Source organism: Lysobacter yananisis, from assembly GCF_031199375.1.
GTDB lineage: Bacteria > Pseudomonadota > Gammaproteobacteria > Xanthomonadales > Xanthomonadaceae > Lysobacter > Lysobacter yananisis.
Genome location: NZ_CP133568.1, coordinates 2,086,521 through 2,099,272, shown reverse-complemented (window position 1 = coordinate 2,099,272; position 12,752 = coordinate 2,086,521). Strand labels below are relative to the sequence as shown.

Below are 12,752 nucleotides of genomic sequence, written 5' to 3'. Positions count from 1 at the left end.
CCGTCTCCACACTGCCCGCCCGCGCCGGGACCGGGGACGTCCGCGCGCCCCATCACTCGACGCCCCGGCAATGGGGCACACTCGTCACGCCGCCCCCGCGGCAGGAGACCCGGCGCATGCGCCTGTTGGTAGTGGAAGACAATCGCAACCTGGTCGCCAATCTCTTCGATTACTTCGAAGCGCGCGGCTACACCCTCGACGCCGCGCCGGATGGCCCGACCGGCCTGCACCTGGCGGTGACCCAGCGCTACGACGCGATCGTGCTCGACTGGATGCTGCCGCGCCTGGACGGCCGCGAAGTGCTGCGCAGCCTGCGCGAGGAAGCCGGCTCCGACGTGCCGGTGCTGATGCTGACCGCGCGCGACGAACTGCCCGACAAGATCGCCGGCTTCCGCGCCGGCGCCGACGACTACCTGACCAAGCCCTTCGCCCTGCCCGAACTGGAAGTGCGGCTCGAAGCCCTGGCCGCGCGCGCCGCCGGCCGCGGCCGCAGCAAGCTGCTGCAGGTCGCCGACCTCAAGCTCGACCTGACCACGCTGGAAGTCAGCCGCGGCGGCCGCTCGCTGCACCTGTACCCGGCCTGCCGCAAGCTGCTGGAAGTGCTGTTGCAGTCCAGCCCCGGCGCGGTCACCCGCGAGCGCCTGGAGCACGCGCTATGGGGCGACAGTCCGCCCGACGGCGACATGCTGCGCTCGCATATCTACGAGTTGCGCCGCGCGGTCGACGGGCCGTATCCGGTCAAGCTGATCCAGACCCTGCCGCGAGTCGGCTACCGCCTCGCCGTGCCGGCGGATGCCGAGGCCGATGGCGACGCCTGACCGTCCCGCGGCGCCGGCCCGTCCGCGCTCGAGCCTGCGCCAGCGCATCCTGCTCGGCCTGTTCGGCTACACCGCGCTGCTCTCCATCGCGGTGGTGGTGCAGGGCTTCTTCGTCAACGAACACGCCGAACACCTGGTGTGGACTTCGCTGATGAACACCGAGATGGACTACTTCGTCGAGCGCAGCCGCAGCGACCCGGACTATCGCTGGAGCGACACCCAGGCGCTGTCGCTGTACGACAGCGCCACCCGCCCGCCGCCGCGCGAACTGGCGGCGCTGGCGCCGGGCGTGCACGACGAAGTCGTCGTCGCCGGCGTCGAGTACGTGACCCTGGTGCGCGACATCGACGGCCGCCGCCTGACCCTGGCGCTGGACATCGACGACATGGAGCACCGCGAGTTCGACCTCGCGTTGACCATCGCCGGCTCCGCCGTCACCACCTTGCTGCTGCTCGGCGTGGTGATCGGCTGGGGCGTGCGCCGGCTGGTGCGGCCGCTGACCAACATGGCCCAGCGCATCGGCGGCCTGCGCCCGGACCGCTCGGGCCAGCGCGTGGAAGTGCCCGAATCGGCCAGCTCGGAGCTGGTGGTGATCGCCGACGCGGTCAACGACTACCTGCAGCGCAACGACCGTTTCGTCGAACGCGAGCGCGCCTTCATCGACAGCGCCAGCCACGAGTTGCGCACGCCGATCTCGGTGATCGCCGGCGCGGCCGAGATCGCGCTGGAACAGAACGAACTGCCGGCCGGCGCGCGCCACCAGATCAACCGCATCCGCCGCGCCTCGCGCGATGTCGAGCAACTGATCTCGCTGCTGCTGGTGCTGGCCAAGGACCCCAAGCGGCTGAGCGCCAGCAGCGACCGCGTCGCCCTGGACCATCTGCTGCCGGAGATCGTCGAGGACCACCGCCACCTCACCCGCGACAAGGACCTGACCCTGGCGGTGGCGCCGCTGCCGCCGTGCGAGATCCTGGCGCCGCTGCCGATCGTGCAGGCCGCGATCGGCAACCTGCTGCGCAACGCGATCGAGAACAGCGACCGCGGCGAGATCGCGATCCGCCTGCACCCCGACGCCACCGTGACCATCGACGACCCGGGCCACGGCATGACGCCGGAAGAGATCAGCGCGATCTACGCCCGCGTCGCCCGCGGCGGCCGCGAAGGCGGCGGCATCGGCCTGGACCTGATCTCGCGCCTGTGCGAACACCTGGGCTGGACCCTGCGCTTCGACAAGGCCGAGCGCGGAACGCGCACGACGCTGGCGCTGAAGGCGACCGGGTAGCCGTCGCGATCGGGAACGAAAGCGTCGGGCCTGAAGGCCCTCCCACGACAGCGCCATCCGCCGAAGCGCAACGCTGCCGTGCGTAAAGCCGTCCCGCCATGCAAACCGCTGCGCGGTGGAAGGCCACAAGGCTGTCGTGGGAGGGCCTTCAGGCCCGACGCTCTCGTTCCAACTCGCCCGCGCCCTATCCCTCGAGCCGCTCCGGCAACGCCAGCGCCTCGCCCGCCTTCACCCGCCGATAGGCCCGCTCCACCGCCTGCGCGCCGTACCTCAGCTCCAGCCGCTTGACGATGAAATGCCCGCGCGCCATGTCCTGGTAGTGATTGGTGAACAACACATTCATCGTCGCCGCGGTCGCCGCGCCGAGCACCGGCACGATCTGCGCCGCGGTCTTCTCGGTGATCACGATGCCGAAGCGCGTGGCCACCGTATCGATCAGCTTGGCCATCCACGCCGCTGTCTGTTTCTTGGCGTACGCCTGGGTCAGTTCGTGCGCGCCGCGATGGCCGGCCAGGTGCACCAGCTCGCGGGTCGCGCCCTTGGTCAGCTCCGACAGCATCCCGCGCGAGGCGTAATAACCCGACTCGGCCGCATCGTCGCTCTTGCTGTTGCCGCCGAACGCGAACACCTCCACGCAGGCCGCGCGCACCCACGGCTCGGACACCGAAAAGCCCTCGCTGCGCGCGATGTCGGCGACCGAGCGCATCATGATCACCGTGGTCACCGGCAGCTCCACCGCCAGCCCGGCCATGCCGAAAAACCCGCCGGCCGCGCCGGACACCGCCGCGGCGAGCTTGTGGGTCTTGGTCGACGCGCCCTTGCTCGGCGCGTCGCCGACCGTGCTCAGCGCCGCCGACGCGGCCCGGTGCAAGGCCGCATGCACGATCTTGTGGATGCGCTCGTGCGCGAACTTGGGCAGCTTGGACATGCCGAACTCGATCGGCGCGCCGGCCAGCGCGGCCATGCGCGCGGTGATCGACGGCGTCTCCAGCAGCGCCACCGCGCGCTTGAGATCGGCCGCATCGGCCGGGTGCTGCAACGGATCGGAGTCCTGGGTCATCGCCTCTCGCCTGGTCGCGCCGGAATGGCGGCTCGCCGCGAAACGCGCCCGCGGCCTTGCGAAGGTAGGGGCCGGCGGCGGCCACCACAAGCCCGCCACCGCAATCGCCGTTCAGCCGTTCCCGCCGGCCGGGGCGGCCGTGGCTGCGTTTCCGACCGCCGGGAGCTGCGCGGGTCGCGGCCGTGCGACTTCAAGCTCGCGTCGCAAGCGCAGTAGCCCGGTCGCGGCTCGCGCCGCTCCTACAGGAAGCGACCGTAGCTTCGTTTCCGACTGTAGGAGCTGCGCAAGCTGCGACCGCGGGGCCTCAACCCCGCGTCGCAAGCGCGGTGGCGCGGTCGCGGCTCGCGCCGCTCCTACAGGAAGCGACCATAGTTTCGTTTCAAACTGTAGGAGCCGCGCAAGCTGCGACCGCGCGGCCGCAAGCTCGCGTCGCAAGCGCTGTTGCGCGCTCGCGACTCGCGCCGCCGCAACACGCGGGCTTCGCGGCTTATGCCGCTTCGCGCAACGCACGCTCGGCCGTCAGGCGCTGCACCAAGGCGTCGATGTCGCGTTCGGCGCGCTCGATCGACGCACGCAGGCGTTCGTCGCCGAATTCGTCGTATTCCACCGCGACCGAATGCGCGTCGTCGATGCCGATATAGCGCAGCGGGGTCAGCACGCCGGGCTCGACGTGGTTGATCGCCTCCAGCCGCTCGCCGCGGCCGTAGCCGTAGTCGCCTCGCGAACTCAACAGCACCAGCTGCCGTCCCTGGTCGGCGAGCATCGGCCAGTACGGCTCGCCTTCGCGCGCGCGGTCGAAGCCGAAGGTGCGGCCCACCCGCACGACGTTGTCGATCCAGGCCTTGAGCTGGGCCGGCATGCCGAAGTTGTACATCGGCACGCCGACGACGACGAGGTCGGCGGCCAGCAATTCCTCGACCAGCGCGTCGCTCTCGGCCAGCGCCTCGCGCATCCATGGCTCGCGCTGCGCGGGCGGGGTGAAGGCGGCATGGATCCAACCGCCGGTGACCGGGGCGGGCGGGTGCAGGCCGACGTCGCGAACGATCACGTCGTCGCCGGGGCGCAATTCGCGCCAACGGCGCACGAAGCGCGCGCTCAGACGCCGGCTGTGCGAGCCGTGGGCTTGGGTGTCGGACCCGCCGGGGCGGGCGCTGGAGTCGATGTGGAGCAGTCGGGTCATGGCGGGGCTCGCAGGCTATGGGTGAGTCGGGCTGCGCCACTTCAGCGCGGCGCCGGAATGAGAGCCATATTGAAAGCGGCCTCGATGGGCGACAAACTCCGATTTCTCAACCGATAGATGATCTGTCCTCAGCCATGTCCGGCCGCCGCCTGCCCCCGCTGAGCGCCCTGCGCGCGTTCGAAGCCGCCGCGCGGCTGCGCAGCTTCAAGCGCGCCGCGCAGGAGTTGTCGGTCACCCCGACCGCGATCAGCCACCAGATCCGCGGCCTGGAGGAGCACATCGGCGTGCGCCTGTTCGAACGCCAGACCCGCCGCGTCGTCCCCACCGCCGCCGCCGAGCGCCTGTTCCCGGTGCTGCGCGACGGCTTCGACGCCTTCGCCGCCGCGGTCGAGGCATTGCGCGCACAGCCGCAGCGCCGCGCGCTGACCCTGTCGGCGACGCTGTCGTTCACCGCCAAGTGGCTGGTGCCGCGCATGGCGTCGTTCCGTCAGGCGTGTCCGGACCTCGACCTGCGCCTGCACGCATCCGACGACCCGGTCGATCTGCACGCCGGCCTCGCCGACGCGGCGATCCGCTACGGTCGCGGCCCCTGGCCCGGGCTCAGCGCGGAACCGCTGGTCCACAACCGCTTCGCGCCGGTGTGCAGTCCGCATCTGGGCCTGCGCGTGCCGCAGGATCTGCAGCGGCACGCGCTGCTGCATTCGGAATGGCGCCATCCCACCGCCGACACGCCGACCTGGCAGCGCTGGCGCGAACGCGCGAGCGCCGACGGTCTCGACTTCGGCGATCTCGACTTCGACGCCGGCCTGCGCTTCACCGACGAGAGCCATGCGATCCAGGCCGCCATCGCCGGCCACGGCGTGGCCCTGCTGAGCCTGGCCCTGGTCGCCGACGACCTCGCCGCCGGCGCGCTGGTGCAACCGTTCGGGCCGGTGCTGGACGGCCACCCGCATTGGCTCGTGCAGGCGCCGGGCGCGGAGCGCGCCGACCTCGCGGCGCTGCGCGCGTGGCTGCGCGCGCAGGCCGACGCGGGCTGAGCGCGGCCGCGCGGGCGGCCCGTTTCCGCCGGCACGCCGGGGACGGCCGGCTTATGGCGGCCCGCTAATGGCGGCCTGCTCATGGCGACCTGTCGACCACAACAGGTTCCCAACGGCCGGCGGCCGCCGCGGGCTCAGCGCGGCGCGGCGATGCGCGTGGCCTGGTAGCGCCGTTCCTGAGTCGCGCCGCCGTAGCCGTAGGCGGCGGCGCGCGCATCGACGACGTGGATGTACGACACCTCGTGGACTTCGCCGATCAGCGCCGACAACTGCGCATAGGCGCGCTCGATGAAGCGCGCCTTCTCGTCCTTGGTATTGGTCTCGTCGGTGATGCTGATGTCGAGAAAGAACGAATTGCGCCCGAGTTCCTCCAGGCTGCGGCCGTCGACGAACCACAGCGCGCGATCGACGAAACGCACCTCGATGGCGATCAGCTCGCGTGGCTTGCCCAACGTTTCGACGGTGAGGTCGGCGACCAGGGCGCTGGCGCGGCGCGCCAGCGCCGGATCGGCGGGGCCGGAAATCTGCAGGTTCAGGTGCGGCATGGCGGCGGTTCTCTGCGGCGGGCCGGCATGACTCGGCCCCGGGATGCAGGTACAGGCTAGGCTTGCCGCATCCATCGGAATAGCGGGAAGATCGCCGCTCATCCATCGGCTATCCCGGTAACGCCGCCATGCGCAGCCTCGACCTCGACCAGCTCCGCGCCTTCGTCGCCGTCGCCGAAGCCGGCAGCATCTCCGCCGGCGCCGGCCGCGTGTTCCGCTCGCAGTCGGCGGTCAGCGAACAATTGCAGAAGCTCGAATCCGCCGCCGGCGCGGCCCTGTTGCTGCGCTCGCGCCAGGGCGTCGGCCTGACCCCGGCCGGACAGCGCCTGATCGGCCACGCCCGCCAGCTGCTGGCGCTGGGCGAACTGGCCTTGCACGACGTGCGCAACGAAGTACGCCGCACCCAGGCGCGGCTGGCGATCAGCGATTACTTCCGCAGCGACGAGATCGCCGGCCTGCTGGCGCAACTGGGCCGGCGCTGCCCGCAGTTGCGGCTGCAGGTCGAGGTCGGACTCAGCGCGGCGCTGGCCCAGGGCCACGCCGAAGGCCGCCACGATCTGGCGGTGATCATGCGCACCGGCGCCGCGCGCGAACGCGCCAAGACGCTGCCCCTGCGGCGCGAAGCCCTGCACTGGGTGGCCGCACCGGGCCTGGACCTGCGCGAGGAAAGCGAGTTGCCGCTGGTGCTGTTGCCGCCGGACTGCCGCCTGCATGGCTTGGCCGTACAACGCCTGCGCGCGCATCGCAGCGCCCATCGCATCGCCCACCAGGCCAGCGGCGTGGCCGGGCTGCAGGCGGCGCTGCGCGCGGGACTGGGCGTGGGTTGTCTCAATGCCTCGGCGATCGGGCCGGGCCTGGCGATCGCGCGATCGCCGCGACTGCCCGCCTTGCCGGACTGCGCGTTCGCCTTGCTCGCGCCGCCGGCCGATGCGCCCGCGGACCTGCACGAAGCGGCGGCGATCGTGCGCGCGTTCTTCGCCTGAAGCGCGCGGTCCAGGCGCGCGCTGGAACCCCACGAATGAAGCCTGCGGCTGGGAATCCGCCCGTCCCGACGGATCCAGCGCTTGTGACGGCGGCCAGGCGACCGCGAGCGGCGGCGCATGGCTTCGGGCCGGAGAATCGCCCGCCGCAGCCCGGGCGTGCGGCGAGTCGGCGGTTCCGCGGTGGGGTCAGAGCAGCATCAGCTCCGAGCGTTCCTTGGTGCTGTTGTCGACGAAGAACATCTTCTTGCCCTTGTCGGCTCGGTCCTCGACCACCTGATACAGGCGCAGGGCCTGACGGATCGCCGCGGTCTTGCTGACGCCCTTGCGGACGCACAACTCTTCGAGGAACTGCATCTCGCTGCCGGCCAGATTGAGGGTCATACGACGCCGGGTCTCTTTCATGAAATCACCTTACGTTGTGGCTGGGAGGATTCACGCTGACATCAGTGACTGCAAATCGCCGACGCCCGTAGCGGCGAAGGCGCAATCGCGCCGCCGGACCGGCCGGCGCGAGCCGGCGCAGCCTTGGCGGTGCGTTGAAGCCGCGCCGGCGGACCGGCGCGATGGGCGGACGGCGTCAGGGCCGTCCGCGGCTGCGGCCGCAGGCCGCGAGTTCGCGCGGCGTCGGCCGCCTGCGTACGGAGCGAACGGGAACCGGCTGCGCTCCGAGCTGTGCCGCTGCAATCGAAAGGCATGCGTAGGGTGACTTTCACTGCCCATTGAGGCACGCCCAGGGCAGAAAGCCGGACGCGTTGTATGGATGAATTGATCACTCCGCCGCCCCCTTATGGCCGATATGGACGCGTAATCGCTGCCGTCCGGCACCCTTCGACTTCCGACACCTGTCCCATCGGAGAAACCCGGGGGCCGAGGACATCGGTGGATTGACCGTGCACCAGACACGCGGTAGCGGAAAAGCGGGGCGCGAGGCAGCAGGCAGGGGGTTTGTGCGTTTTTTTCGACCGGTGACGTCGACAAATGACCTGTCGGGTCAATATAAATGTGATCAATATCACTAAATTGATCGATCTGTCCGGCAGGGGGTCATGCAAATTTTCAGACAAGTCCGAGCCGTTTTTCTTCACTGCAAGAGCCTTGGAGGTGCCTGCGAGCACACCGTGTCCTCGACTGGCCCGGTCCTGCGTCTCTACATCGGTTGCGACCAGAAGTCGTCCGGCCTGCCCTGCTCCCGCTCCACCTACCCGGCTCCGTCATGACGCGGAGCGAACGTGTCGCCGGTCACCCGGGTTTCCGAGGCTGGCGCACAAAAAACTTGACTAAAGGATGCTGGGTCCGATGCTTGGAAGTTTTGGCGCCTCGGCCTGCCCGCGCCTCCGGCCCGGCCACACGCCCCGATCGCAGTGCGGAGACAAAGGAATGAAATCGCCACACCCGCCGACCCTCGGCGGCCTGTTGCGCGCGCTGCGCGCCCGCAATCAATGGACCCTGAAACAGTTGAGCGAGCTTTCCGGCATCCCGCTGTCCACGCTGTCCAAGATCGAACACGACCGCCTGTCGCTGAGCTACGAGCGGCTGGTGCAGTTGAGCCAGCGCTTGAACCTGAGCATGGGCGAGCTGTTCTCGGCGCCGCGGCCGGCCGAGCGCGGGGTGACGGCGCGCCGCAGCATCGGCCGGCTGCGCGAGTCGCCGCACATCGGCGGCCGCAACTACGACGCCTACCTGCTGTGCGCGGAACTGCGGCGCAAACGGATGATCCCCGCGCTGACCCGGATCCACGCGCGCAGCCTGCAGGAGTTCGGCGAACTGGTGCGCACGCCCGGCGAAGAATTCGTCTACGTGCTCGACGGCGCGGTGGCGCTGCACACCGAGTTCTACGATCCGACCGTGCTGCGCGCCGGCGAGTGCAGCTACATCGACTCGGACATGGGCCACGCTTACGTCCTGGCCGAAGGCTGCGATTCGGCCACGGTGCTGGCGGTGGCGGCCTGCGACGACGAACAGCCGCTGCTGGATGCACTGGCGGCGCAGTGAGCCAGGCGGCGCAGCGCTTCGGGAATTCGGGAATTCGGGAATTCGGGAATTCGGGAATTCGGGAATTCGGACTGCGGACTGCGGACTGCGGACTGCGGACTGAAGGCTACGAGCTGCGATCGGCCCGTTGCGGTCCCCATTCGCGCGTCGCCAGCGCCCGATCCGGCCGGCGCTTCACGCGAATAACGACTACAGCGCGCTGCGCGGCGGCAACGCCCAGTCGATCGGCGTCTGGCCGTTGCGCTGCAGGTACTCGTTGGCGGCGGAGAAATGGCCGCAGCCAATGAAGCCGCGGTGCGCCGACAACGGCGAGGGATGCGGCGCCTTGAGCACGCGGTGCCGGCGCGGGTCGATCACCTTGCCCTTGGCCTGGGCATAACTGCCCCACAGCAGGAACACCAGCCCCTCGCGCTCGCGGTTGAGCACGTCGACGGCATGGTCGGTGAAGCCTTCCCAGCCCTTGCCCTGGTGCGCGCCGGCGCGGCCTTCCTCGACCGTCAGCACCGCGTTGAGCAGCAGCACGCCCTGGCGCGCCCACGGCAGCAGGCAGCCGTGGTCGGGCCGGACGATGCCGAGGTCGCGGTGGATTTCCTTGAAGATGTTGTCCAGCGACGGCGGCACCGCCACGCCCGGCTGGACCGAGAAGCACAGGCCGTGGGCCTGGCCCTGGCCGTGGTACGGGTCCTGGCCGAGGATCACCACCTTGACCTGGTCGAACGCGGTGGCGTCGAAGGCGGAAAAGATCTGCGGGCCGGGCGGGAAGATCCGCGCGCCCGCGGCCTTGCGCTCGCGCAGGAAGCGCGACAGCGACTGCATGTCCTCGCGCGCGAACCAGTCGCCGATGCGCGACTTCCACGACGGATCGAGCTTGATGTCGCGATCGCCGTCGCTCATGCCGGCACCGCCGCGGGCGTGCCGAGCCGCGACAGGCGCAGCTGGAACAAGGTCTTGGTCACCAGCAATCGTTCCTCGATCGGCTTGAGCACCAGATCGTTGGCGCCGGCGCGCAGCAACTCGCTCTGGTTGTCGCGGTTGGCGTCGCCGGTCATCACCAACACCGGCAGGCGGCGCTTGCCGTAAGCGAAGTCGTTGCGCAGCCGGGCGAGCAGGTCCTTGCCGCCGAGTTCGCCCTTCAGATACACGTCGGTCAGCACCAGGTCGGCGCCGGCGTCGCCGCCGTCGCGGCCGCTGGCGCGGTGCGCTTCCAGATGTTCGAGCGCTTCCTCCACGCCGATGAAATGCAGCACCTGCAGCGCATGGCGTTCGAGCATGCGCTTGGTCGCCACCGCCACCACCCGGCTGTCCTCGACGTAGAGCACGCGCGCGCCGGGAATCGGCTGCGGCTGCACGTAGCCGCGGATGAACGCGGCCAGCGCGCTCTGGCCGAGCGACTTGTCGAAGTAGTCGGTGACGTCCTCGGTGAAGCGGCGCGCCTCCAGATGGGCCTGGGCGTCGCCGGACACCACGATCACCGGCACGTAGGCCTGGCCCGCGGCCTCGCGCACCGCGCGCGCCAGGGCGATGCCGTCGCCGTCGGGCAGCACCAGCGAGGTGGTGACCAGATCGACTTCGCCGTGATCGAGCGCGAGCCTGGCCTCGATGATGGTGCCGCACTGGACGATGCGCGCATTCGGCAGCTCGCGCGCGAGCACGTCGGCGATGAGCTTGCGTACCAGCTTGGAGCCGTCCACCACCATCACCCGCGGCGCGGTGTTGTCGAAATGTCGCAGGTTCTGGCTTTGCATGCGGGGCGGTACCGTCTCCGGACGCGCGTCCGGCGGCGCGGGCGGCCGGGGCGGAAGGAGCGCAGGTCGTGCGGGGGGGAGTCCGATTCTAGGCGCAAGCGGGGTCGGATTCCGAGTCTTGCGCTGCAAGCCGGTGCGCCGGCCGCATCCGGGTGGGCGTTGCGGGAGGGACTTCAGTCCCGATGCTGTTCGCCGAGGTCGCCGCGATCGGACAGGAAAGCGTCGGGACTGGAGCCCCTCCTACAGCCGCCGCGCCTCCAGCGCCTGCGGCGGCTCAGTCCTGCCCGCCGCGGGTCTGGCGCAGGTAATGCCCGGTCACCACCCCGGCGCCAAGCCAGCCCAGCGCGGCGGCGCCGGCGAGGATGCCCAGTGCCTGCAGCGGATCGAAGCCGCGCAGGGCGAAGCGGCTGCCGTAGCTTTGCGCCAGCGCGCCCAGCGGTTCGCGCAGGCTGTGGTCGGCCGCGGTCAGCAGCGCCAGCGCGACCGCGCCGGCGGCCAGGCCGTAACAGGCGCCCAGGTACAGGAACGGCCGGCGGATGAAGCCGTCGGTGGCGCCGAGTTGCTGCAGCACGCCGATTTCCTCGCGCCGCGACTGGATGTCCAGGCGCACGGTGTTGCCGACCACCAGCAGCGCGCCCAGGCCGAGCATCGCCGCCAGCACCCAAGCCAGGCGGGTGCCGAAGCGCAGCCAGCCGTCCAGGCGCTGGCGCCAGCCGGCGTCGTGCTGGACCACGTCGGCCTCGCCCAACTGCTCCAGCGATTGCGCCAGGGCCAGTTCGTCGCCCTTGGGCGTGACCACCAGCAGGCTCGGCAGCGGATTGTTCTCGACCGCGGCCAGCGCCTCGGCCAGGCCGCTCTTCTCGCGCAACTCGGCCAGGCCCTGCTCGGGCGTGCGCACGTCCACCGCGCCGACGTCCGGCCGCGCGCGCAGCTGTTCGGCGAGCGCGCGGGCGCGTTCGACCTCGATCTGCGGCTTCAGGAACACGCTGATCTGGCGCGAACGCTGGACGTCGCCGGCGAAGCGCTCGATGTTGCTCAACGCCGCCCACAGGCCCAGCGGCAACGCCAGCGCCACCGCCATCACGCCGATGGTCAGCAGCGCCGCCCAGGGCTTGCGCAGCAGCCGGCCGAGGCTGGCGACCAGACTGTAGAGATGATGGTCCAGCCACATGCCCAGGCGCGATTGCGCCGAGGCGTCGACCGCCGGCTCGGCGCGTTCGGCGCGCAGCTCGGAAGGACGCAGGTCGGCGCGGCTCGCGTCGGCGCGCTTGTCGGCCATGCGCTCGCTTGCGCCATCCTCGTCGGGTCGGAAGTCTTCAGCGCTCATTCGGCCAGGTCCTCCGGGGCGATGTCGTCGACCAGGCGACCGTGGTTGAGCACCAGCACGCGCTTCTTCATGCGCTTGACCAGGGCCAGGTCGTGGCTGGCGATCAGCACGCTGGTGCCGCGTTCGGGCAGCGACTGGAACAGCGCCATGATCTCGGCCGACAGGGTCGGGTCGAGGTTGCCGGTGGGTTCGTCGGCGACCAGCAGGCGCGGCTCGCCGATGATCGCGCGGGCGATGCCGACGCGCTGCTGCTCGCCGGCCGAGAGCTCGCCCGGCAGCGCCGTGGCGCGCGCGCCGAGGCCGACCTTCTCCAGCGCCGAGCGCACCCGCCGGCCGATGTCGCCGCGGCGCAGGCCGCGCAGCAGCAGCGGCAGGGCGACGTTGTCGGCGACGCTGCGGTCGGCGAGCAGGCGATGGTCCTGGAACACCACGCCGACGTCGCGCCGGTGCAGGGCGATGCGGCGGCCGCGCACCTTGAGCAGGTTCTTGTCGGCGAACACCACCGCGCCGCGGCTGGGCCGCTCGCTGAGGTGGATGAGCTTGAGCAGGGTGCTCTTGCCGGCGCCGGAATGGCCGGTGACGAACAGCATCTCGCCGGCGGCGACCTCGAAGCTGACTTCGCTGAGTGCCTCGTGGCCGCTGCTATAGCGTTTGCTGACGTTGTCGAAGCGCAGGACGGTCATGGCGGAAGTATCGCAGAGCGAATCGCCGGAAGACATCGGGGTTCGGCGCGGCGGTTCGGTTTGCGTTCGCGCTGCGGCCGGCGTGGCCTCATCCGGGATC

The 12,752-nt window shown here is 70.6% G+C and carries 14 protein-coding genes and 2 pseudogenes; 7 read left to right on the top strand and 9 right to left on the bottom strand.

What is annotated here, in order from left to right; all coding sequences use genetic code 11:
* The first annotated feature begins 116 nt into the window (after positions 1-116).
* The 3 genes from RDV84_RS08830 to RDV84_RS26100 are packed head-to-tail and all read left to right on the top strand — an operon-like array spanning position 117 to position 2,186.
* Positions 117-818, top strand: coding sequence for a response regulator transcription factor (locus RDV84_RS08830; protein ID WP_057949402.1), 702 nt, complete (start codon positions 117-119; stop codon positions 816-818).
* On the top strand, positions 805-2,100 hold the full coding sequence (locus tag RDV84_RS08825; protein ID WP_309153114.1) for a sensor histidine kinase: 1,296 nt from the start codon (positions 805-807) through the stop codon (positions 2,098-2,100). The genes RDV84_RS08830 and RDV84_RS08825 overlap by 14 nt, the downstream gene beginning before the upstream one ends.
* Positions 2,031-2,186, top strand: coding sequence for a DUF6053 domain-containing protein (locus RDV84_RS26100; RefSeq protein ID WP_425608207.1), 156 nt, complete (start codon positions 2,031-2,033; stop codon positions 2,184-2,186). Before RDV84_RS08825 ends, RDV84_RS26100 begins: the two co-directional genes overlap by 70 nt.
* A gap of 98 nt (positions 2,187-2,284) precedes the next feature.
* On the opposite strand, the gene RDV84_RS08820 is transcribed toward RDV84_RS26100, so the two are convergent.
* Entirely contained in the window at positions 2,285-3,160 is an 876-nt protein-coding gene (locus tag RDV84_RS08820) for an EcsC family protein (RefSeq protein WP_309153113.1), read from the bottom strand.
* Positions 3,161-3,647: 487 nt separating this feature from the next.
* The gene (locus RDV84_RS08815) at positions 3,648-4,340 is read right to left on the bottom strand and encodes an FMN-dependent NADH-azoreductase (protein ID WP_309153112.1); all 693 of its coding nucleotides are present in this window, start codon (positions 4,338-4,340) and stop codon (positions 3,648-3,650) included.
* A 134-nt stretch (positions 4,341-4,474) separates the two neighbouring features.
* On the opposite strand from RDV84_RS08815, the gene RDV84_RS08810 reads away from it, so the two are divergent.
* Positions 4,475-5,377, top strand: a complete 903-nt coding sequence (locus tag RDV84_RS08810) for a LysR substrate-binding domain-containing protein (RefSeq protein ID WP_309153111.1) — start codon at positions 4,475-4,477, stop codon at positions 5,375-5,377.
* Positions 5,378-5,511: 134 nt separating this feature from the next.
* Here RDV84_RS08810 and RDV84_RS08805 read toward each other — a convergent pair whose 3' ends face one another.
* A complete protein-coding gene (locus tag RDV84_RS08805) occupies positions 5,512-5,922 on the bottom strand; it encodes a tautomerase family protein (protein WP_309153110.1) in 411 nt (136 codons plus the stop codon).
* Positions 5,923-6,050: 128 nt separating this feature from the next.
* On the opposite strand from RDV84_RS08805, the gene RDV84_RS08800 reads away from it, so the two are divergent.
* The gene (locus RDV84_RS08800; RefSeq protein ID WP_078996387.1) at positions 6,051-6,905 is read left to right on the top strand and encodes a LysR family transcriptional regulator; all 855 of its coding nucleotides are present in this window, start codon (positions 6,051-6,053) and stop codon (positions 6,903-6,905) included.
* Positions 6,906-7,091: 186 nt separating this feature from the next.
* On the opposite strand, the gene RDV84_RS08795 is transcribed toward RDV84_RS08800, so the two are convergent.
* Positions 7,092-7,286, bottom strand: a complete 195-nt coding sequence (locus RDV84_RS08795; RefSeq protein WP_197414784.1) for a hypothetical protein — start codon at positions 7,284-7,286, stop codon at positions 7,092-7,094.
* Positions 7,287-8,282: 996 nt separating this feature from the next.
* Between RDV84_RS08795 and RDV84_RS08790 the strand changes: the two genes are divergently transcribed.
* Positions 8,283-8,897: a helix-turn-helix domain-containing protein gene (locus RDV84_RS08790; protein ID WP_309153109.1), complete on the top strand. Its 615-nt coding sequence runs from the start codon at positions 8,283-8,285 to the stop codon at positions 8,895-8,897.
* A gap of 189 nt (positions 8,898-9,086) precedes the next feature.
* Here the strand turns inward: RDV84_RS08790 and ung are convergent, their stop codons facing one another.
* From ung to RDV84_RS26090, 3 genes and pseudogenes are all read right to left on the bottom strand, one after another.
* Positions 9,087-9,791, bottom strand: coding sequence for a uracil-DNA glycosylase (gene ung, locus RDV84_RS08785; protein WP_309153108.1), 705 nt, complete (start codon positions 9,789-9,791; stop codon positions 9,087-9,089).
* A complete protein-coding gene (locus RDV84_RS08780; RefSeq protein WP_057949411.1) occupies positions 9,788-10,642 on the bottom strand; it encodes a response regulator in 855 nt (284 codons plus the stop codon). The genes ung and RDV84_RS08780 overlap by 4 nt, the downstream gene beginning before the upstream one ends.
* Positions 10,643-10,730: 88 nt before the next feature.
* Positions 10,731-10,874, bottom strand: a pseudogene (locus RDV84_RS26090) (DUF6053 domain-containing protein); the annotation flags it as partial.
* Here RDV84_RS26090 and RDV84_RS26085 point away from each other — a divergent pair.
* Positions 10,819-10,950 (top strand): annotated as a pseudogene (locus RDV84_RS26085) (DUF6053 domain-containing protein); the annotation flags it as partial. The pseudogenes RDV84_RS26090 and RDV84_RS26085 overlap by 56 nt on opposite strands.
* On the opposite strand, the gene ftsX reads toward RDV84_RS26085, so the two are convergent.
* Positions 10,917-11,813 (bottom strand): permease-like cell division protein FtsX, encoded by an 897-nt coding sequence (gene ftsX, locus RDV84_RS08775; RefSeq protein ID WP_123646420.1) that lies wholly within the window; start codon positions 11,811-11,813, stop codon positions 10,917-10,919. The pseudogene RDV84_RS26085 and the gene ftsX sit on opposite strands and share 34 nt — an antisense overlap.
* A gap of 152 nt (positions 11,814-11,965) precedes the next feature.
* Positions 11,966-12,652 carry a cell division ATP-binding protein FtsE gene (ftsE, locus tag RDV84_RS08770; RefSeq protein ID WP_057949412.1) on the bottom strand — a complete coding sequence of 229 codons (687 nt, stop codon included), beginning with the start codon at positions 12,650-12,652 and terminating at the stop codon, positions 11,966-11,968.
* Positions 12,653-12,752: the final 100 nt, after the last annotated feature.